At 70.7% G+C, this 19,714-nt stretch carries 23 protein-coding genes and 1 pseudogene; 18 read left to right on the forward strand and 6 right to left on the reverse strand.

What is annotated here, in order from left to right:
• Window positions 1-166: 166 nt before the first annotated feature.
• The 9 genes from IEZ01_RS08290 (at window position 167) to IEZ01_RS08330 (ending at window position 7,201) form a co-directional block, all read left to right on the forward strand.
• Window positions 167-895: a helix-turn-helix transcriptional regulator gene (locus tag IEZ01_RS08290; protein ID WP_019885326.1), complete on the forward strand. Its 729-nt coding sequence runs from the start codon at window positions 167-169 to the stop codon at window positions 893-895.
• Window positions 892-2,307, forward strand: a complete 1,416-nt coding sequence (gene sufB / locus IEZ01_RS08295) for a Fe-S cluster assembly protein SufB (protein ID WP_019885325.1) — start codon at window positions 892-894, stop codon at window positions 2,305-2,307. Before IEZ01_RS08290 ends, sufB begins: the two co-directional genes overlap by 4 nt.
• Before the next feature lie 67 nt (window positions 2,308-2,374).
• Complete coding sequence (gene sufD / locus IEZ01_RS08300; RefSeq protein WP_019885324.1) at window positions 2,375-3,559, forward strand: Fe-S cluster assembly protein SufD; 1,185 nt, start codon at window positions 2,375-2,377, stop codon at window positions 3,557-3,559.
• Window positions 3,556-3,873: a bifunctional 3-phenylpropionate/cinnamic acid dioxygenase ferredoxin subunit gene (locus IEZ01_RS08305; RefSeq protein WP_019885323.1), complete on the forward strand. Its 318-nt coding sequence runs from the start codon at window positions 3,556-3,558 to the stop codon at window positions 3,871-3,873. Before sufD ends, IEZ01_RS08305 begins: the two co-directional genes overlap by 4 nt.
• 7 nt (window positions 3,874-3,880) lie before the next feature.
• The gene (gene sufC, locus IEZ01_RS08310) at window positions 3,881-4,645 is read left to right on the forward strand and encodes a Fe-S cluster assembly ATPase SufC (RefSeq protein ID WP_019885322.1); all 765 of its coding nucleotides are present in this window, start codon (window positions 3,881-3,883) and stop codon (window positions 4,643-4,645) included.
• Window positions 4,642-5,898 (forward strand): cysteine desulfurase, encoded by a 1,257-nt coding sequence (locus IEZ01_RS08315; RefSeq protein ID WP_019885321.1) that lies wholly within the window; start codon window positions 4,642-4,644, stop codon window positions 5,896-5,898. Before sufC ends, IEZ01_RS08315 begins: the two co-directional genes overlap by 4 nt.
• A 15-nt stretch (window positions 5,899-5,913) precedes the next feature.
• Window positions 5,914-6,387, forward strand: coding sequence for a Fe-S cluster assembly sulfur transfer protein SufU (gene sufU / locus IEZ01_RS08320; protein ID WP_019885320.1), 474 nt, complete (start codon window positions 5,914-5,916; stop codon window positions 6,385-6,387).
• Window positions 6,384-6,722 (forward strand): metal-sulfur cluster assembly factor, encoded by a 339-nt coding sequence (locus tag IEZ01_RS08325; RefSeq protein ID WP_019885319.1) that lies wholly within the window; start codon window positions 6,384-6,386, stop codon window positions 6,720-6,722. Before sufU ends, IEZ01_RS08325 begins: the two co-directional genes overlap by 4 nt.
• Window positions 6,723-6,835: 113 nt before the next feature.
• Entirely contained in the window at window positions 6,836-7,201 is a 366-nt protein-coding gene (locus IEZ01_RS08330) for a VOC family protein (RefSeq protein WP_019885318.1), read from the forward strand.
• Here the strand turns inward: IEZ01_RS08330 and IEZ01_RS08335 are convergent.
• Window positions 7,191-8,255 carry a DUF7847 domain-containing protein gene (locus IEZ01_RS08335; RefSeq protein ID WP_229832788.1) on the reverse strand — a complete coding sequence of 355 codons (1,065 nt, stop codon included), beginning with the start codon at window positions 8,253-8,255 and terminating at the stop codon, window positions 7,191-7,193. The two genes, IEZ01_RS08330 and IEZ01_RS08335, sit on opposite strands and share 11 nt — an antisense overlap.
• A 74-nt stretch (window positions 8,256-8,329) precedes the next feature.
• Here IEZ01_RS08335 and IEZ01_RS08340 point away from each other — a divergent pair, with 74 nt between their 5' ends.
• The 6 genes and pseudogenes from IEZ01_RS08340 to IEZ01_RS08365 all read left to right on the forward strand — a co-directional run bounded on the left by IEZ01_RS08340 (window position 8,330) and on the right by IEZ01_RS08365 (window position 11,129).
• The gene (locus IEZ01_RS08340) at window positions 8,330-8,650 is read left to right on the forward strand and encodes a DMT family transporter (RefSeq protein WP_028797396.1); all 321 of its coding nucleotides are present in this window, start codon (window positions 8,330-8,332) and stop codon (window positions 8,648-8,650) included.
• Window positions 8,650-9,186 carry a TetR/AcrR family transcriptional regulator gene (locus tag IEZ01_RS08345; RefSeq protein WP_189200735.1) on the forward strand — a complete coding sequence of 179 codons (537 nt, stop codon included), beginning with the start codon at window positions 8,650-8,652 and terminating at the stop codon, window positions 9,184-9,186. The genes IEZ01_RS08340 and IEZ01_RS08345 overlap by 1 nt, the downstream gene beginning before the upstream one ends.
• Before the next feature lie 64 nt (window positions 9,187-9,250).
• Window positions 9,251-9,454: pseudogene (locus IEZ01_RS08350) on the forward strand (sigma factor); the annotation flags it as partial.
• A gap of 110 nt (window positions 9,455-9,564) precedes the next feature.
• Complete coding sequence (locus IEZ01_RS08355; RefSeq protein ID WP_189200740.1) at window positions 9,565-9,852, forward strand: hypothetical protein; 288 nt, start codon at window positions 9,565-9,567, stop codon at window positions 9,850-9,852.
• Window positions 9,853-9,861: 9 nt separating this feature from the next.
• The gene (gene dapD, locus IEZ01_RS08360; RefSeq protein WP_019885314.1) at window positions 9,862-10,863 is read left to right on the forward strand and encodes a 2,3,4,5-tetrahydropyridine-2,6-dicarboxylate N-succinyltransferase; all 1,002 of its coding nucleotides are present in this window, start codon (window positions 9,862-9,864) and stop codon (window positions 10,861-10,863) included.
• A gap of 62 nt (window positions 10,864-10,925) precedes the next feature.
• Complete coding sequence (locus IEZ01_RS08365) at window positions 10,926-11,129, forward strand: hypothetical protein (protein ID WP_028797394.1); 204 nt, start codon at window positions 10,926-10,928, stop codon at window positions 11,127-11,129.
• On the opposite strand, the gene dapA is transcribed toward IEZ01_RS08365, so the two are convergent.
• Entirely contained in the window at window positions 11,114-12,028 is a 915-nt protein-coding gene (dapA, locus tag IEZ01_RS08370) for a 4-hydroxy-tetrahydrodipicolinate synthase (protein ID WP_189200742.1), read from the reverse strand. The two genes, IEZ01_RS08365 and dapA, sit on opposite strands and share 16 nt — an antisense overlap.
• 149 nt (window positions 12,029-12,177) lie before the next feature.
• On the opposite strand from dapA, the gene IEZ01_RS08375 reads away from it, so the two are divergent.
• Together IEZ01_RS08375 and IEZ01_RS08380 are read left to right on the forward strand one after the other, a co-directional pair.
• The gene (locus IEZ01_RS08375) at window positions 12,178-12,918 is read left to right on the forward strand and encodes an SDR family NAD(P)-dependent oxidoreductase (RefSeq protein ID WP_189200744.1); all 741 of its coding nucleotides are present in this window, start codon (window positions 12,178-12,180) and stop codon (window positions 12,916-12,918) included.
• A gap of 158 nt (window positions 12,919-13,076) precedes the next feature.
• Window positions 13,077-13,799, forward strand: a complete 723-nt coding sequence (locus tag IEZ01_RS08380) for an antibiotic biosynthesis monooxygenase (RefSeq protein WP_189200746.1) — start codon at window positions 13,077-13,079, stop codon at window positions 13,797-13,799.
• A 14-nt stretch (window positions 13,800-13,813) separates the two neighbouring features.
• Here IEZ01_RS08380 and IEZ01_RS08385 read toward each other — a convergent pair whose 3' ends face one another.
• Entirely contained in the window at window positions 13,814-15,658 is a 1,845-nt protein-coding gene (locus IEZ01_RS08385) for a DUF8508 domain-containing protein (protein ID WP_028797392.1), read from the reverse strand.
• Between the two features lie 203 nt (window positions 15,659-15,861).
• Here IEZ01_RS08385 and IEZ01_RS08390 point away from each other — a divergent pair, with 203 nt between their 5' ends.
• Complete coding sequence (locus IEZ01_RS08390; protein WP_189200748.1) at window positions 15,862-17,307, forward strand: hypothetical protein; 1,446 nt, start codon at window positions 15,862-15,864, stop codon at window positions 17,305-17,307.
• A gap of 357 nt (window positions 17,308-17,664) precedes the next feature.
• Here the strand turns inward: IEZ01_RS08390 and IEZ01_RS08395 are convergent, their stop codons facing one another.
• The 3 genes from IEZ01_RS08395 to IEZ01_RS08405 are packed head-to-tail and all read right to left on the reverse strand — an operon-like array spanning window position 17,665 to window position 19,686.
• Window positions 17,665-18,867, reverse strand: coding sequence for a TerD family protein (locus IEZ01_RS08395; protein ID WP_189200750.1), 1,203 nt, complete (start codon window positions 18,865-18,867; stop codon window positions 17,665-17,667).
• Window positions 18,868-18,923: 56 nt separating this feature from the next.
• Window positions 18,924-19,154, reverse strand: coding sequence for a hypothetical protein (locus IEZ01_RS08400; RefSeq protein ID WP_189200752.1), 231 nt, complete (start codon window positions 19,152-19,154; stop codon window positions 18,924-18,926).
• A 46-nt stretch (window positions 19,155-19,200) separates the two neighbouring features.
• A complete protein-coding gene (locus tag IEZ01_RS08405) occupies window positions 19,201-19,686 on the reverse strand; it encodes a DUF8820 family protein (protein WP_019885305.1) in 486 nt (161 codons plus the stop codon).
• Window positions 19,687-19,714: the final 28 nt, after the last annotated feature.

Below are 19,714 nucleotides of genomic sequence, written 5' to 3' on the forward strand. Positions count from 1 at the left end.
TACGTCCGATGTGAGGGCCGTGGCCGCGTCCGTCCGGACGCGGCCGCGGTGCGTCCCTGAGATCATTTCCGCAGGTCAGATTAGGTTTACCTAAGTGATGCAGCGCACCGTTCGATGATCAGGCGGTGGCTTGTCACTCTCTCGAGAATTACGCAACAATGGCGTTGTGAAAAACGTCGGCGAGGCCCCAGCGGAGGAACTCGCGACCGGTGAGCGGTCCACCCGCAACCGGGTCGCGCGCTCCATCCTGGACCACGGCCCGTCCACAGTCGCCGACCTCGCGGGCCGCCTCGGCCTCACCCAGGCGGCCGTCCGCCGCCACCTCGACACGCTCGTCGCCGAAAACGTCGTGGAAGCCCGCGAACAGCGCGTCTACGGCGCGCGCACCCGCGGCCGCCCCGCCAAGGTCTTCGCACTGACCGACTGCGGCCGCGACGCCTTCGACCAGTCGTACGACACGCTCGCGGTCGACGCGCTGCGCTGGATCGAGCAGAACGCCGGGGGAGAGGCCGCCGTCGCGGCCTTCGCCCGCGACCGGATCGAGGCCCAGGCGGAGGCCTACCGCCAGGCCGTCGAGACCGCGGATCCGAAGGACCGCACCGAGGCGCTCGCCAAGGCCCTGACGGCGGACGGGTACGCTGCCACTGCGCGGAACGCGCCGGTCGGCCAGCAGCTCTGCCAGCACCACTGCCCGGTCGCCCACGTCGCCGAGCAGTACCCCCAGCTGTGCGAGGCGGAGACGGAGATCTTCTCCCGCCTCTTGGGAACGCACGTCCAGCGTCTGGCCACCATCGCGCATGGTGACGGCGTCTGCACCACGTTCATCCCGCACGGCAACCCACAGACCACTTCAGAACCAGCATCCGCAAGCACGGCCGGGAGGAACCCCGCATGACCACCGAGATCAGCCACCCCGAGCTCGAGGGCCTGGGTCGGTACGAGTACGGCTGGGCCGACTCGGACGCGGCCGGTGCCACCGCCAAGCGCGGTCTCTCCGAGGCCGTCGTCCGCGACATCTCCGAGAAGAAGAACGAGCCGGAGTGGATGCTGAAGCTGCGGCTGAAGGGTCTGCGCCTGTTCGACAAGAAGCCCATGCCGAGCTGGGGCTCCGACCTGTCGGGCATCGACTTCGACAACATCAAGTACTTCGTGCGGTCCACCGAGAAGCAGGCCGAGTCCTGGGAGGACCTGCCGGAGGACATCAAGAACACGTACGACAAGCTCGGCATCCCCGAGGCGGAGAAGCAGCGCCTCGTCGCCGGTGTCGCGGCCCAGTACGAGTCCGAGGTCGTCTACCACCAGATCCGCGAGGACCTGGAGGAGCAGGGCGTCATCTTCGTCGACACCGACACCGCGCTCAAGGAGCACGAGGAGCTCTTCAAGGAGTACTTCGGCACCGTGATCCCGGTCGGCGACAACAAGTTCGCCTCCCTGAACACGGCCGTGTGGTCCGGCGGATCGTTCATCTACGTCCCCAAGGGCGTGCACGTCGAGATCCCGCTCCAGGCCTACTTCCGTATCAACACGGAGAACATGGGCCAGTTCGAGCGGACGCTGATCATCGTCGACGAGGACGCCTACGTCCATTACGTCGAGGGCTGCACCGCCCCGATCTACTCCTCTGACTCGCTGCACAGCGCCGTCGTGGAGATCATCGTCAAGAAGGGCGGCCGCTGCCGCTACACGACGATCCAGAACTGGTCGAACAACGTCTACAACCTGGTCACCAAGCGCGCCGTGGCGTACGAGGGCGCGACCATGGAGTGGGTCGACGGCAACATCGGCTCCAAGGTGACGATGAAGTACCCGGCCGTCTACCTGATGGGCGAGCACGCCAAGGGCGAGACCCTCTCCATCGCCTTCGCGGGCGAGGGCCAGCACCAGGACGCCGGCGCCAAGATGGTCCACATGGCCCCGAACACCTCCTCCAACATCGTCTCCAAGTCGGTGGCGCGAGGCGGCGGCCGCACCTCCTACCGCGGCCTCATCGAGATCGGCGAGGGTGCCCCCGGCGCCAAGTCGAACGTCCTGTGCGACGCGCTGCTCGTCGACACGATCTCCCGCTCCGACACGTACCCCTACGTGGACGTCCGCGAGGACGACGTGTCCATGGGCCACGAGGCCACCGTCTCCAAGGTCTCCGAGGACCAGCTCTTCTACCTGATGAGCCGTGGCCTGACCGAGTTCGAGGCGATGGCGATGATCGTGCGCGGCTTCGTCGAGCCGATCGCCAAGGAGCTCCCGATGGAGTACGCGCTCGAGCTGAACCGGCTGATCGAGCTGCAGATGGAGGGTGCGGTCGGCTGACGCCGCCCTGCCGTCCGTACCCCCTGGTCTTTGCGTAGTTACGTAGGAAGAGAGCAACACGACAGCCATGGCTGAGGCTCAGAACATCCCGGCGGGCTCCACCACCGCCGGCTCGATCGCGGTGGCCGCCGAGTCGACCGTCGCCACGCGCATGAGCGCGCCCCCGTCCTTCGACGTCGCGGACTTCCCCGTCCCGCACGGCCGCGAGGAGGAATGGCGCTTCACGCCGCTGGAGCGACTGCGCGGCCTGCACGACGGCACCGCCGTCGCCGACGGCGAGGGCGTCAAGGTCGCGATCGAGGCCCCCGAGGGCGTCACCGTCGAGACCGTCGGCCGCGACGACGCCCGCGTCGGCCGGGCCGGCACGCCCGTCGACCGGGTCGCCGCCCAGGCGTACAGCTCCTTCGAGCAGGCTTCGGTCGTCTCCGTGCCCAAGGAGGCCGTGCTCACCGAGCCCATCCGGATCGCCGTGCACGGCGAGGGCGGCACCGCCTTCGGCCACCAGGTGATCGAGCTCGGCGCGTTCGCCGAGGCCGTCGTCGTCATCGACCACACCGGTGACGCGGTCCTCGCCGCCAACGTGGACTACGTCCTCGGTGACGGCGCCAAGCTCACCGTCGTCTCCGTCCAGGACTGGGACGAGAAGGCCGTCCACGTCGCCCAGCACAACGCGCTGGTCGGCCGCGACGCCTCCTTCAAGTCCGTCGTCGTCACCTTCGGCGGTGACGTCGTCCGCATCCACCCCCGGGTGCGGTACGCGGGCACCGGCGGCGAGGCCGAGCTGTTCGGCCTCTACTTCACCGACGCCGGCCAGCACCAGGAGCACCGCCTCCTGGTCGACCACAACACCCCGCACTGCCGCTCCAACGTGGCGTACAAGGGCGCCCTGCAGGGCCAGGACGCGCACGCCGTCTGGATCGGCGACGTGCTCATCCAGGCCAAGGCCGAGGGCACGGACACCTACGAGCTCAACCGGAACCTGGTCCTCACGGACGGCGCCCGCGTCGACTCCGTGCCGAACCTGGAGATCGAGACCGGTGAGATCGCCGGCGCCGGCCACGCCTCCGCCACCGGCCGCTTCGACGACGAGCAGCTCTTCTACCTGATGGCCCGCGGCATCCCCGCCGAGGAGGCCCGCCGGCTCGTGGTCCGCGGCTTCTTCGCCGAGCTCGTCCAGCAGATCGGCCTGCCGGACGTCGAGGAGCGCCTCATCGCCAAGATCGAGGCCGAGCTGGAGGCGTCGGTCGCATGACCTACGTACGCGCCTGCGGGCTGAGCGAGCTGGAGGAGGACACCCCCAAGCGGGTGGAACTCGACGGCACGCCCGTCTCCATCGTCCGCACCGAGGGGGAGGTGTTCGCGATCAACGACATCTGCTCGCACGCGAACGTCTCCCTGTCCGAGGGCGAGGTGGAGGACTGCGCCATCGAGTGCTGGCTGCACGGCTCCAGCTTCGACCTGCGCACCGGCAAGCCGTCCGGCCTCCCCGCGACGCGCCCCGTCCCCGTATACCCCGTCAAGATCGAAGGGGACGATGTGCTCGTCTCCGTCACCCAGGAGTCCTGAGTCACCCATGGCAACGCTTGAAATCCGCGACCTGCACGTCTCCGTCGAGGCCGAGAACGGCCCCCGGGAGATCCTCAAGGGCGTCGACCTGACCGTGAAGCAGGGCGAGACCCACGCCATCATGGGCCCCAACGGCTCCGGCAAGTCGACCCTCGCGTACTCCCTCGCGGGCCACCCCAAGTACACGATCACCGCCGGCACCGTGACCCTGGACGGCGAGGACGTCCTGGAGATGTCCGTCGACGAGCGCGCCCGCGCCGGCGTCTTCCTCGCCATGCAGTACCCGGTCGAGGTCCCCGGCGTCTCGGTCTCCAACTTCCTGCGCACCTCCGCCACCGCCGTCCGCGGCGAGGCCCCCAAGCTGCGCACCTGGGTGAAGGAGGTCAAGGAGTCCATGGAGCGTCTCCAGATGGACCCCGCCTTCGCCGAGCGCAACGTCAACGAGGGCTTCTCCGGCGGCGAGAAGAAGCGCCACGAGATCCTCCAGCTCGAGCTGCTCAAGCCGAAGGTCGCCATCCTCGACGAGACCGACTCCGGCCTCGACGTCGACGCCCTGCGCATCGTCTCCGAGGGCGTCAACCGCGTCCGCGAGACCGGCGAGGTCGGCACCCTGCTGATCACGCATTACACGCGGATCCTCCGCTACATCAAGCCCGACTTCGTCCACGTCTTCGCCAACGGCCGCATCGCCGAGTCCGGCGGCGCCGAGCTCGCCGACAAGCTGGAGAACGAGGGCTACGAGGCGTACACGAAGGGCGGCGCATCCGAGTGATCCAGCTGCCGGGCCTTCTCGACACCGAGGCGATCCGTAAGGACTTCCCCCTGCTGGATCGTGTGGTCCACGACGGGAAGAAGATCGTGTACCTGGACTCCGCGGCGACTTCGCAGAAGCCGCGCCAGGTGCTCGACGCGCTGAACGAGTACTACGAGCGCCACAACGCCAATGTGCACCGCGGCGTGTACACGGTCGCCGAGGAGGCCACGGCGCTGTACGAGGGTGCCCGCGACAAGGTCGCCGGCTTCATCAACGCGCCCAGCCGCAACGAGGTGATCTTCACCAAGAACGCCTCGGAGTCGCTCAACCTCGTGGCCAACATGCTGGGCTGGGCCGACGAGCCCTACCGCGTGGACCACGAGACCGAGATCGCGATCACGGAGATGGAGCACCACTCCAACATCGTGCCGTGGCAGCTGCTGGCGCAGCGCACGGGCGCGAAGCTGAAGTGGTTCGGCCTCACCGACGACGGCCGCCTCGACCTGTCCAACATCGAGGAGGTCATCACCGAGAAGACCAAGGTCGTCTCGTTCACCCTGGTCTCCAACCTGCTGGGCACGGTCAACCCGGTCGAGACGATCGTCCGCCGCGCCCAGGAGGTCGGTGCGCTGGTCTGCATCGACGCCTCGCAGGCCGCCCCGCACATGGTGCTGGACGTGCAGGCGCTCCAGGCCGACTTCGTCGCCTTCACCGGCCACAAGATGTGCGGCCCGACCGGCATCGGTGTGCTGTGGGGACGCCAGGAGCTCCTGGAGGACCTGCCGCCGTTCCTCGGCGGCGGCGAGATGATCGAGACCGTCTCGATGCACTCGTCCACCTACGCCCCGGCGCCGCACAAGTTCGAGGCGGGTACGCCCCCGATCGCGCAGGCCGTCGGTCTCGGCGCGGCCGTGGACTACCTCTCGGCGATCGGCATGGACAAGATCGCGGCGCATGAGCACGCGATCACCGAGTACGCGGTGCGCCGCCTGCAGGAGGTCCCCGACCTGCGGATCATCGGCCCGGTGACGGCCGAGGACCGCGGCGCCGCGATCTCCTTCACGCTCGGTGACATTCACCCGCACGACGTGGGCCAGGTCCTCGACGAGCAGGGCATCGCGGTCCGGGTCGGCCACCACTGCGCGCGGCCGGTCTGCCTGCGGTACGGAATTCCTGCGACCACGCGGGCGTCGTTCTATCTGTACTCCACGCCCGCCGAGGTGGACGCCTTGGTCGACGGCCTGGAGCACGTACGGAACTTCTTCGGCTGAGGGGCTGACGCGGTTGTGAAGCTGGATTCGATGTACCAGGACGTCATCCTGGACCACTACAAGCACCCGCACGGGCGCGGTCTTCGGGACGGCGATGCCGAGGTGCACCACGTCAACCCGACGTGCGGCGACGAGATCACGCTCCGTGTGAAGTACGACGGCTCGCGGATCGAGGACGTGTCGTACGAGGGCCAGGGCTGCTCCATCAGCCAGGCGTCGGCCTCCGTGCTGAACGAGCTGCTGGTCGGCAAGGAGCTGGCCGAGGCGCAGAAGATCCAGGGCACGTTCCTGGAGCTGATGCAGTCCAAGGGCCAGATCGAGCCGGACGACGCGATGGAGGAGATCCTGGAGGACGCTGTCGCGTTCGCCGGTGTCTCCAAGTACCCGGCCCGGGTGAAGTGCGCCCTGCTGAGCTGGATGGCGTGGAAGGACGCGACCGCCCAGGCTCTGGGTGACGGACAAGACGATTCTGCGAGGAAGTCGGCATGAGCGAGAACGCAGAGGCCACGATGAAGCCGGCCTCCGAGGAAGAGGTCCGCGAGGCGCTGTACGACGTCGTCGACCCCGAGCTGGGTATCGACGTCGTCAACCTCGGCCTGATCTACGGCATCCACATCGACGACTCCAATGTCGCGACGCTGGACATGACCCTGACGTCGGCGGCGTGCCCGCTGACCGATGTGATCGAGGACCAGGCGAAGGCCGCGACGGACGGCATCGTCAACGAACTCAAGATCAACTGGGTCTGGATGCCGCCGTGGGGCCCGGACAAGATCACCGACGACGGCCGCGAGCAGCTGCGCGCGCTCGGCTTCAACGTCTGATCGCAGCACTCCGAAGGCCTGAAGGGCCCCGGCTCGATGAGCCGGGGCCCTTCAGGCTGTCGGCTTTCCGCGAATACGGGATCTTGCCGCCCCGGGCTGTAAGACTGGCGGACATGGCCGTATCCCTGTACCACATCGCCGTCGACGCCCATGACCTCCCCGCGCAGGCCAGGTTCTGGACCCAGGTGCTGGACTGGCAGGTCCTGTACGAGGCCCCGGACGAGATCGTCATCGGGGCGCACGAGCACGCGCTGCCCGGGTTGTGTTTCCTGCCCGTGCCCGAGGAGAAGGCCGGCAAGAACCGGCTGCACATCGATCTCGCGCCCGACGATCAGGACGCCGAGGTGGAGCGGATCCTGAGGCTCGGGGCGAGACGGGTCGACGTCGGGCAGGGCGAGGACGCGACATGGGTCGTCCTCGCCGATCCCGAGGGCAACGAGTTCTGTGTGCTGAGGCCCAAGGCCTCGCTCATCGACTGACGGGGACCGCCTGGACCGCCGCCGCCTCCGCCAGCGTCGGGGCCAGGTTCTCCTTGCGGATGCGCTGGTCGACGTAGAGCAGGCCGGCCACCAGCTGGGGGAAGGTCGCCGCGACGATCTGGCTCACCAACTGGGCGAGCAGGATCATGACGAACAGGACCGAGAACGCCGCCACCGCCTCGCCGCCGGAGTCGACCTCGTCGAAGGAGGCGCCGGGGACCGATATCAGCAGCGAGAGCACCTGCTGGATCACGTAGCACACCAGGCTCACCAGGCCCGCCAGGAGGCCCGCCAGCAGGGTGATGCCGAAGATCCGCCACCAGGCGCCGCGGACCAGGTCCGCCGAGCGGCCCATCGCGGCCAGCGCCCCCTGGCCCTCGAAGACGGCCGCGGCCGGGGCCAGGCTGTAGCGCACCCACAGCCAGGTCGACACCGGCGCCACCAGCAGCGCGCCGAACATGGCGAGCAGCGGCAGGGCCGGGGAGCTGGTGAAGGCGTCGCTGGCCGCCGCGATCATCGCGACCACCACCCCGACGATCCCGATCCAGAACAGCGCGATGGGCACGAGGATGATCAGGGCCGTCAGGAAGACCGTGCCGAGGACCGCCGGCATCCGCTTCCAGGCCCGCCCCCACACCACCCCGAACGTGGTGGGCCGGCCCAGGACCGCGTCCTGGAGGACCGCCGGGCAGGCCGCGTAGAGCACCGCGTTCGCCAGCAGCAGAGCGACGATGCCGACCGCCCATACGGCGGCCAGCGCGATCAGCAGCGGCTGTCCGTCCTCCCAGGAGGGGCCCTGCCCCGGGGGCGGGTCGAAGACGCGCGGCAGATGGTCGGCGACCGCCGCGTACGCGATCGCGAGCGTCGCGCCGAGCAGCAGCGCGGCTCCGCCGTAGGCGACCAGCGCGACGGCGAGCAGCTGCTTCCAGTGGCGGCCCAGCGTCGCGAACGCGCCGCCCAGGATCTCACCGAGTCCGAGCGGCGCGAGGGGTATCACTCCGGGCTTGGGTGGCGGCGGAGGAGTCCAGCCGTACGGCCCCGTAGGAAATGTCATGCACACAAGGTAGCGGGCGGTGGAGTGTACGACCGTACGCAACGTTGGGTACGCTCGTACACATGGGCGTACACATGGGATACGGACTGCTGGCCGGCGCCATCGCCGCCGAGATCGCCGCCACCACGGCCATGAAGTACAGCGACGGCTTCACCCGCCTCTGGCCCTCCCTGATCACCGTCACCGGCTACCTCATCGCCTTCGCCCTGCTCGCACAGACCCTCAAGACCCTCCAGATCGGCACCGCCTACGCCATCTGGTCCGGCATCGGCACCGCCGCCGTCGCCACCATCGGCATGATCTTCCTCGGCGAATCCACCAGCCTGATCAAAATCACCGGCATCCTGCTGGTCGTCGCCGGCGTCATCGTCCTCAACCTCGGCGGCGCGCACTGATGCCCCGCCGCTACGACCCCGACCGCCGCCAGCGCATCATCGACGCCGCCCTCAGAGTCGTCGCCGAGCACGGCATCGCCGGCCTCAGCCACCGCACCGCCGCCGCCGAGGCCGACGTCCCCCTCGGCTCCACCACCTACCACTTCGCCTCCCTCGACGAACTCCTCGTCGCAGCCCTCCGCCAGGCAGGCGAATCCTTCGCGGCGGCCGTGGCCACCAGCGAGGCCCTCACCGACGCCGGCCGCGACCTCGCCACCGACCTCGCCCGCCTGATGGGCCGCTGGATCGCGGGCGACCGCACCGCGGTGGAGCTGGAGTACGAGCTCTACCTCGCCGCCCTGCGCCGCCCCGCCCTACGCCCCGTCGCCGCCGAATGGACCGACACCGTCGCCGCCGCCCTCACCCACCGCACCGACCCCGCCACCGCCCGCGCGCTCGTCGCCCTGATGGACGGCCTCTGCCTCCAGGTCCTGCTCACCGGCGGCCAGTACGACGAAGCCCACGCCCGGGAGATGCTGCGCCGCCTCATCCCGTGAACCCCCTCGGCCCCAGCGGGCGACAAGGGGTGTGACAGCCACCGACATCAGACACGGAGTGTCCGTGACCGGACCCCCAGGGCCCGACGACGCGGCACTCATAGCCGAGTCCCTCGAACGGCCCGACGTCTTCGCCGACCTCTACGGCAGGCACGCCGCCGACATCCACCGCTACGCCGCCCGCCGCCTCGGCGACGCCGCCGCGGACGACATCACCGCCGACACCTTCCTCACGGCCTTCCGTCATCCGCCATCACGACCGTCCTCGCCCGCACCTTCCACCTCCCGCCCCGCGTACACGGCGCGCTGCTGCGGGCCCTCGCCACCATTCCCGGTGTGACCGTCGTCCCCGGCGAAGACGTGCGGACGAGGAGGCCCATGGCCGTGCACCGGCAGGCCTCGGTCCGGGGGCCGGGCACCAGCAGCCGTGACGAGCTCCTGGTGAACCCGGTCACCTACGCCTTCGCCGGGCTGCGCACCGTCCACGAGGCCGACGGCAGAACGACCGGGGAGGAGACCGAAGAGCTGACGTACTGGAACCCGGTGGCGAAGCTGGGCGACTCCCGCGCCGTCCGCCGGCGCGCTGACCGCCGGCCGGGCGCGGGCCGCCGCCGGGGCCGACCGGTACCTGAGACCGGTTCGCCCCGGCCCGCCCCAGCCGGTTAGGTTTCCCTCATGACTGACTCGCCCGACAGCACCACCGCACCGCGCACCACCGGCGCCGTCGCCGCCGGCCTCGCCACGATCGCCGGTGACGGCACCGTCCTCGACACCTGGTTCCCCGCCCCCGAGCTCGTCGCCGAGCCCGGCCCGGCCGGCACCGAGCGGCTCACCGCCGACGACGCCGTCCGCCTGCTCGGCGCGGGCGCCGCCAAGGCCATCGGCGTGGACGCCCGCCGCGGGGTCGAGGTCGTCGCCGTCCGTACCGTCATCGGCTCCCTGGACGACAAGCCGCTCGACGCGCACGACGCCTACCTGCGTCTGCACCTGCTCTCCCACCGTCTGGTCAAGCCGCACGGCCTGAGCCTCGACGGCCTCTTCGGGGTCCTCGCCAACGTCGCCTGGACCTCGCTCGGCCCGGTCGCCGTCGACGACGTCGAGAAGGTCCGCCTCAACGCCCGCGCCGATGGGCTGCACCTCCAGGTGACGTCCGTCGACAAGTTCCCGCGCATGACCGACTACGTCACCCCCAAGGGCGTCCGGATCGCCGACGCCGACCGCGTCCGGCTCGGCGCGCACCTCGCCGCCGGCACCACCGTCATGCACGAGGGCTTCGTCAACTTCAACGCCGGCACCCTCGGCACGTCGATGGTCGAGGGCCGGATCTCGGCCGGTGTCGTCGTCGGCGACGGCTCCGACATCGGCGGCGGCGCCTCCACCATGGGCACCCTCTCCGGCGGCGGCAACGTCGTCATCGCCATCGGCGAGCGCTGCCTGATCGGCGCCGAGGCCGGTGTCGGCATCGCCCTGGGCGACGAGTGCGTCGTCGAGGCCGGGCTCTACGTCACCGCCGGCACCCGCGTCACGATGCCCGACGGCCAGATCGTCAAGGCCCGCGAGCTCTCCGGCGCCTCGAACATCCTCTTCCGCCGCAACTCGGTCACCGGCGCCGTCGAGGCCCGCCCGAACAACGCGGTCTGGGGCGGCCTCAACGACATCCTCCACAGCCACAACTGATCGGACCGGCTCCGCGTTGAACAGACCGCAGAGCCGACCGATCATCTGATGCGAGGAGTGACATGAGGACCAGATCCACGGTGGCGGGGGCGCTGACGTTCCTGGCCGCGCTGCTGCCGGCCACCACCGCCACCGCTGACGAGACCAACCGCGACTCCCGCAACGGCCCTGTCGTCGCCCTGATCCACGCCGGTCAGATCGACGACCCGGCCGAAGACGTCCTGGAGCACGCGAACATCCTCGGCACCACTCACGTCTCCGGCTGAGCCAACTCGTCGTACGCAGCCCGCAGCCCGTCGGCCGCCTCCCGGCCGGCGGGCTGCAGCGGTTCCCGGACCGGCCCGCCGAGCAGCGCCTTCACGGTCACCGTGCCCGGCAGCCCGGACGCCATCATCAGCTCGGTCAGCGGCAGCACCCGCCGGTTCAGCCGCCGCGCCCCCACCGTGTCGCCCGCGTCGAACGCGTCGAGCACCGCCCGCATCGCACGCGGCGCCACATTGGCCACCGTACTGACGTACCCCGCCCCACCCAGCGCGTACAGCGGCAGATTCAGCTCCTCGGACCCCGAGTAGTACGCCAGCGACGTGCGCGCCATCACCTTCGCGCTGCCCAGCAGGTCGTACGAGCAGTCCTTGACCGCCACGATCCGCGGATGCCCCGCCAGCTCCAGCAGCGTCTCCGGCTCGATCCGGGTGCCCGTACGCCCCGGAATGTCGTACAGCATCAACGGCAGCCCGCTCGCGTCCGCCACCCGCAGGAAGTGCGCCCGCACCGCGTCCTGCGGCGGACGGCTGTAGTACGGCGTCACCACCAGCAGCCCGTCCGCGCCGGCCTCCTCGGCCTGCCGGGCCAGCGCCAGCGTGTGCCGGGTGTCGGACGTGCCGACGCCCGCCACGACCGCGACACCGGCCCCGACCTCCTCCCGTACGGCCCGTACCAGCGCCGACTTCTCCGCGTCGCTCGTGGTGGGCGACTCACCGGTCGTGCCGTTCAGGACCAGGCCGTCGCAGCCCTCCGCGACCAGACGCGCCGCATGGCGCCGCGCCGCCCCGAGATCGAGCTCCCCGGAGTCGGTGAACGGCGTGATCATCGCGCACAGCGCGCGGCCGAACGGACGTGGAGGCTGTTCAAGGTGAGGAGGCTGTTCAGAGTGAGCGATCGTCATCCTCGCAGTCTCCGCGCCCCCGAACGTGAAGGTCCACTTAGTTCTTCTTGTCAGGCAGGGTTAGCACCGCTGAACAATCCGGGGCTGTGCGCGGCCGTCTGGCATGATCGAGCCGCGCGACAGGGGGACTTCAGGAGGAATCACACACCATGAGCGAACAGCGCGTCGCGCTCGTCACCGGATCGTCCTCGGGCATCGGAGCCGCCGTCGCCCGCCGCCTGGCCGCCGCCGGGATCCGGGTCGTCGTCAACTCCGCCCGGTCGGTGGAGGCGGGCCAGGCCCTCGCCGCCGAACTGCCGGACGCCCGCTACATCCAGGCCGACGTCTCCGACGAGACCCAGGCCACCGGGCTCGTCGCCGCCGCCGTCGAGGCGTACGGCCGGCTCGACATCCTCGTCAACTGCGCGGGCACCACCCGCTTCATCCCGCACGACGACCTCGACGCGGCCTCGCCCGACGTCTGGCGCCACCTCTACGACGTCAACGTCATCGGCGTCTGGCAGACCATCACCGCCGCCGTCCCGCACCTGCGCGCGAACGGCGCCGGCTGCGTCGTGAACATCTCCTCGCAGGCGGGCGTACGCCCCGGCGGCAGCTCCATCCCGTACGCCGTCTCCAAGGCCGCCGTCAACCACATGACGAAGCTGCTCGCCAAGACCCTCGGCCCCGGGATCCGGGTCAACGCCGTCGCCCCGGGCTTCATCGACACGCCCTGGTTCGACGGCGTCGAGGGCGCCGACGAGGCCAAGGCCCATGTGGCCGGGGCCGTCCCGATGCGCAGGGTCGGCCGCCCCGAGGACATCGCCCAGGCCGTCTTCGACCTCGCCCACGCCGCGTACATCACCGGAGAGGTGCTCCTCGTCGACGGCGGCGGCCACCTCCTCTCCTGACCCCCCGCCGCCGCATCGCCCGCCGTCCGGCCCTGATCGCACCGCGCCGATCAGGGCCGGAGGTCTCTCCGGTCCACGCTTGACCTCAACTTTGGTTGACGTTCCACGATGTTCCTGCGCGCCGGCCAGGCGCCCACCACCGGAAAAAGGGGACCATCATGACCGTCCACGCCCGCCTCGACTCCGACGCCCGCCCCGACCTCACCCGCACCGACGTCGGTGTCGTCAAGGCCGGCACCTGGCGGGTCGGGACCCCCGAGCGCCAGCGCGCCGCCGTCGACGCCATCCGCAAGACCTGGCAGAGCCGCGCATGGCCCGACAGCGGGATCCTCTCCTACACCGTGTACACCGGGGAGGACGGCGACACGCTCTTCCACTACTCGCAGTGGCGCAGCGAACAGGCCTTCCAGGACTTCTTCGCCCGCCACCGCGGCGACCGCAACGGCGAGATCGACGCCGCAGTCCCCGGCATCGAGCGGGTCGAGGTCAACTCCTACGAGCTCTACCGCGCCAAGGAAGCGGACAAGGACGACCCCCGCGTCCCGGGCAGCATCGTCGTCGTGGACGTCATGTTCGACGGCCCGGACGCCGACCGGCAGCGGGACTGGGTGGACGGCGTCTTCGAGGCGCTGGCGACCGACCCGAACCCGCACCCCGGTGGCATCTCCGGACACTTCCACATCAGCGTCGACGGCACCCGCGTCCTCAACTACGCCGAGTGGGAGAGCGCCGAGGCCCACATCGAGGCCCTCGCCGCCCCCGGCGACGGCATCGGCGCGGACACACCCCAGTGGCGCAAGGTGCAGAACTACCCGGGTGTCGTCGGGGGTGGCGTGAAGCGGTACACGCCCGCGCTGAGCCTCAGCCCGGGCGTGTCCTGAGGGACATGCGGGAGCTACGGACGGAAGCGCAGCACCTGCGGGTCGTGGTCGCTGTTCTGCTCGGCGAACTCCGCGTTGATGTGGACGCTGTCGTACTCGAAGTCGTCGATCGACGGGCTGGTCAGGATCTGGTCGAGGACCTGGCTGTTGCCCTGGAAGACGTACGAGTACCGCTCGCTGCGCGGCAGCGACTTCACGGCCGGGTACAGCACACCGCCGTCGGTGAGCGCCTTCGTCGTCGCGGAGAACTCGAAGTCGTTGATGTCACCGAGGACGACCACGTCCGCGCCGCGCTGCACCTTCAGGATGTCCTTCACGAAGGTGTTCACGGCCTGCGCCTGCTGCAGACGCTTCACCTCGGAGGAACGGTTCGGCGGCTGGTGGTGCGAGACCAGCGACTCGTCACCGCCCTTCGAACCGAAGTGGTTCGCGATCACGAAGACCGTCTTGCCCTTGAAGGAGAACTCACCCGCGAGCGGCTTGCGGCTGTTGTCCCAGGCGGTGTTCGCCGGGTCGATCCGGCCCGGGGACAGCGTCAGCTCCGCCCGGCCCTTCTCCCCGCGCACCACACCGGTCGCGCTCTGCGCGTCGCCGCCGGCGCGGTCGGTGAAGGAGACCCGCTCCGGGTTGAAGAGGAAGACCTGGCGGATGTTGCCGCCGGGCTCGCCGCCGTCCCGGTTGTTGGCCGGGTCGATCGAGCGCCACGCGTAGGACGGGCCGCCGGCCGCCGCGATCGCCTCCGTGAACTTCTTCAGCGTCTCGTCGGCGGCCACCGTGCCGTCGTTCTTGGCGCCGTTGTTGTCCTGGATCTCCTCCAGGGCCACGATGTCGGGCGAGGCGAGGTTCTCCACGACCGCCTTGGCCAGCGCGTCGAACTTCTCCTGCGGGTCCGACGGGTCCAGGTTCTCCACGTTGTACGTGGCCACCGCCAGCTCGCCGCGGCGCTGCGGCTCGGTGGTCTCCCGCTCCAGCCCGCGGTCCACGACCGTGCCCAGCGTGCGGGCGGTCAGCGTGTAGCCGCCGAACTGGTTGAAGTCCAGCGGGCCCTCGGTCGTCCCCGCCAGCACGTCACCGACGTTCGCCTTCGGGAACGGCTGCTGGGCGATCGGGGTCAGCGACTGGATCTGGAGCCGGCCGGTGTTCTGCGAGGTGTACGAGCCGTAGACCGTGCCGCCGCGGCGGTTGGCGTGCTCGTACGGCTTCACCGTCACCCACAGCTCGGAGTACGGGTCGGTGGCGCCGACCACCCGCGACGAGCCGATCGCGACGTTGGTGCCCTCCAGGGACTCGTAGTAGTCCAGGGCGTACGTCTTCGGGCGCAGCGTCAGCCCGTTGATGGAGCCCTCGGCGGCCGGGTCGCCCTCGGGCGCGTACACGGACGGAACGGACTTCGCCGAGATCCGGACCGGCGCGGGCAGCGCGTTCCCGGAGGAGACGACCGTCACGGCCGGCTTGGTGATCTGCGTGACCGACTGGTTGCCCGACTTCGTGCCGCCCGGCACGTACTCGCCGACCGTGCCCGACACCTTCACCGCGTCGCCGACCGCGACCGTCGGCGCGGAGCCCGTGTAGACGAAGACGCCCTCGCTGGTGGCCGCGTTGCCGTCGCCCTCGGGGTCCTGGAACCAGAAGCCCTTGGAGCCGTACGTCCGCACGCCCGTGACGATGCCCGAGACATCCGTGACCGCCTGGCCGGCGAGCGGCGAGACGCGGGTCGTGCCCTGGATGTCGTGGATGTGCACGACGGCGGGGGCGGTGTCCTCGGCGGCGGCGGTGGCGGAACCGGCCAGCAGGCCGGCGGCGAGGGCGGCGGCGACGACGGTGGACACGGCCGCGGATCTCGGTATGGAGGAAGGCATCAAAAGGCTCCGAAAGTGCTTGGAGGATCGGTCGATTGATCTACGCGCGTCAATCTCTTGTGTGAGTACGGAACTTGTCAAGAGTTGCCGGGGGTACGGTCGGTGACCGGTTCATGAACCGGCAGGCACCGGGCGAAGAGCGTCTACGCTGGGTCGGCCTGCAACACGCGCCTGGAACACGTACGCCCCGAGGAGAATCCCTGATGGTCTCGGACCGCCCCACCCTGCCGCCCGTACGGCTGCACTCGGACGCGGAGCTGGCGAGGGACGCACTCGCCAGCCCGCTGCTCGCGCGGGCCGTCCGCCTCGCCCGCTGGGCCGGACCCGACACCCGCGTCGGCGCCGGCGGCGAACTCGCCGACGAGCAGCTGCCCGAGGCCGCCCGCGTCCTCGGCCTGGAGCCGGACAAGGACGGCGCCGCCTACGCCAGCGAGGCCTGGCGGGTGGCCGTCGACACCGGACTCGTCGACGTCGTGGAGCCCTCGGAGACGGAGGAGGGTGACCACGGCACCGCCACCGCGGGCGAGAACCTCGCCCTCGTCACCGGCGGCGCCCCGCAGGACGTCCTCGGCCTCTGGCTCGACGGCCTCGACGTCGTCTTCGCCGACGCCACCGCGCCCGTCCTCGACGACATCGCCGACGTCATCGGCGAGAACGGCGAGATCGACTTCGACGCGCTCGACTGGGACCCCGAGGCCGAGGCCGAGTTCCTCGAAGGCGTCCTCGGCAACCTCTACCTGCTCACCGTCGCCGAAGGCGGCTCCGGCGAAGGCCCGGTGCCGCTGCCCGCCCTCGCCGCCTCGATGATCGTCCCCGACGACATGGGGGAGCCCACCGACGACGTCCTGGAGCAGGTCTCCGAGGCGATGATGCGGCTCGACGACCAGTTCCGGCTCCTCGAACCGATCGGCCTCGTCGCCTACCAGCCCGTCGACGAAGCCCTCATGGCCGAGGAGGGCGAGGAGCCCGCGCCGCCCGTCGACGACGAGGACGTCAGCCGCTACGGCATGGTCCGGCTCACCCCGCTCGGCCTGTACGGCATCCGCGCCCGCATGCTGGAGGCCGGTGTCGACGCGCCCGCCGTCGGCGACCTCGCCGACAAGGGCGCGGACACCCTGCTTGACGGCCTCGCCCAGTACCCCGAGCCGTCCGCCCGCGCCGAGACCGCACTGTGGCTCGCCCGCCGCGACCCCCTCGCCGGCGCCCGCGAACTCCTCGCCGCCGCCCGCGGCACCGACGCCGGCTCCCCGCTGCGCCGCCTCCACTGCCAGCAGGCCCTCTCCCTCGTCGGCGCCGACGCCGAACCCGCCGTCCGCGACGTCCTCGACGACCCCGAACTGGGCGGCCTGGCCCGCGTCTGGCTCGCCGAACGCGGCGCGTCGGACGTCCCCCCGCCGCCGGAGGCCATGATCTTCTGGCTGGCCATCGACACGATCGCCGCCCAGCTCGACGCCGACGGCGACCTGGAAGAACTCCAGGACCTCGTGGAGGGCCTGACGGGCCAGCACAGCGGCTTCTTCGACGCGGCGTGGCGGGTGAACCATCCGTCGACGGCGGAGGTCCTGGAGGCGATGGGCCGCCTCCACCGCGACAAGCAAGCGGCGAAGGAGGCCCGCAAGGCCGCCTTCAAGGCCCGCTCCCAGGGCTGAGCTCCCCCCACCCCGCCCCTTCCCGAAGCCCTGCCGGGGGCGGTGGGGAGTGAGGTGATCCGGGGCGGGGCCCCGGGCCCGGGTGCGCCGGCTGCGGGTCACCCGCCCGCTGGGTGCGCCGGCTGCGCGGGGCGGTATGGGGGCCTCGGCGGCGGGGACGTCGGCTGCACGGCGCGGCGCGGTGCCCCGGGGCGCCGGCTGCACGGCGCCCCGTTGTGGGCATACGTTCCGCTGGGGCTGGGGGCCCCGGACGGTGGCGCCGCACCCCCCGCGCCTGACCCTCACTACCCCTGCCGTACGACGCAAGCGGCCCGCCGGAGATCCCCGGCGGGCCGTTGCCGTTGCGCTTCCGTACCGTCAGAGCGCCTGCGCGGCGGGCTTCACCATGCCTCGGACCGTGCGGGACTTCACGAAGTCGCCCATCGCCGTCATCTCCCACTCGCCGGAGAACTGGCGGATCAGCTTGCACATGATCACGCCGGTCTGCGGTTCGGCGTTGGTGAGGTCGAAGCGGACCAGTTCCTCGCCCGTCGCCGCGTCCATCAGCCGGCAGTACGCCTTGGCGACCTCGGTGAACTTCTGGCCGGAGAAGGAGTTCACCGTGAACACCAGGCCCGTCGCCTCGGCCGGCAGGCGGCCCAGGTCGACGACGATCACCTCGTCGTCGCCCGCGCCCTCACCGGTCAGGTTGTCGCCGGAGTGCTTGACCGAGCCGTTCAGGATGGCCAGCTTGCCGAAGTAGCAGCTGTCCAGGTGGTTGCGCTGCGGGCCGTAGGCGATCACCGACGCGTCGAGGTCGATGTCCTTGCCGCGGTAGGCCGGCTCCCAGCCCAGGCCCATCTTGACCTGGGAGAGCAGCGGACGGCCGCCCTTGACCAGGGAGACCGTCTGGTTCTTCTGCAGGCTGACCCGGCCCTTGTCCAGGTTGATCTTCCCGGCGCCGGGCGCGGGCGCTGCGGCGGCAGGGGCCGCGGGCGCTGCGGCCGGGGCCGGGGGAGCCGTCACCCTCGGGTCGGCCGGAGCCGCGGGCGCGGGGGTCGCCGGGGCCGTCGCGGGCTCCTCCTCGACCGAGACGCCGAAGTCCGTGGCGATCCCGGCCAGCCCGTTCGCATAGCCCTGGCCCACGGCGCGCGCCTTCCAGGCGCCGCCCCGCAGATAGATCTCCACGATCACCAGCGCCGTCTCGGCCCCGAGCCGCGGCGGCGTGAACGTCGCCAGCGCCGCGCCGCTGTCGGCGTCACGGATGGTCGCCGTCGGCTCGATGCCCTGGAACGTCTGCCCCGCGGCGTCCGGGCTCGCCGTCACCACGATCTTCTCGATCCCGGCCGGCACGGCCGAGGTGTCCACGATGATCGCGTCGGGGGCGGTGCCCCCGCCGGACCGGTAGGTCACGCCCGGTCCCGTCGGCTGGTTGTAGAAGATGAAGTCGTCGTCGGAGCGCACCTTGCCGTCGGCGGTGAGCAGCAGGCCCGATACGTCGAGCCGCACCGGTGCGGTGACGTCCACCGCCACACGCGCGACGCCGAGGGGGATGTTCGAGCCGGGGGTCATTGCGGTCATGCTCTCGGTAACGAGCGACGCCGCTTTGCCGTTCCCTTACCTTGCTAAACGTTCCGCTATCCGCGTGCACCCCGGTTGCGCGGATGCTGCCGGGCAAGCCGTTCGTTGCCGTGCTTGTACGCGCCGGTCCAGCGCGCCATCACCAGCTGGGCGTCGCCGGACTCCGCCTCCTGGAGGAACTTCTCCGCCCGGGCGCCGCGCAGCGTCCCCGCCGCGCGGCCCTGGTGCACGATCTCGACGGTGCCGTCGGCGCGCTGCTCGTAACTGAATCCATACGGTCGTGGCATGGCCGCATCATCCCGGCCACTGACCGCGCCCGTCACCCGAATATCCTCAGTCGCAGACGAACCGGTTCCCCGCGCCCCGGAACATCAGCCCCCGCAGCGGCCCCGGCCGCGCCCCCAGCGCCCGCTCCTGCTGCCGCCGCACCACGTAGCGCCCCGGCGCGATCCCGCTGGCGCCGTGCTCCGGATGGATCAGGTACGCCACCGAGGCCGCCTCCAGCGCCCCGATCGCCAGCCCGGTCGGATCGTCGACACGCGTCGTCCAGCGGCACCGGCCCCGGTCGGCGACGAGGGTGTGCGGGTTCCCGCCCGCCGAGCTGCGCAGCAGCTCCACCCCCTCCGGCGGCACGCCCCACCACCCGTCGTCGTCCACCCGCAGCTGCCCCAGCATCGCGAGCGGAACGACGATCAGGTCGCCCTGTGCCTGCATTCCGTCGACCACCGGGACGGTCACCTCCCGCTCCAGGTGGTCCAGCACGTCGAGTCCGGTCCGGGCCGTCAGCTCGCCCAGGGTCACGTTCACGTTCATGGTCATGGCAGATTCCTCCAATGTCTGTTGGTTC

It is taken from the genome of Streptomyces purpureus (genome assembly GCF_014648195.1).
GTDB classification, from domain to species: Bacteria; Actinomycetota; Actinomycetes; order Streptomycetales; family Streptomycetaceae; genus Streptomyces; species Streptomyces purpureus.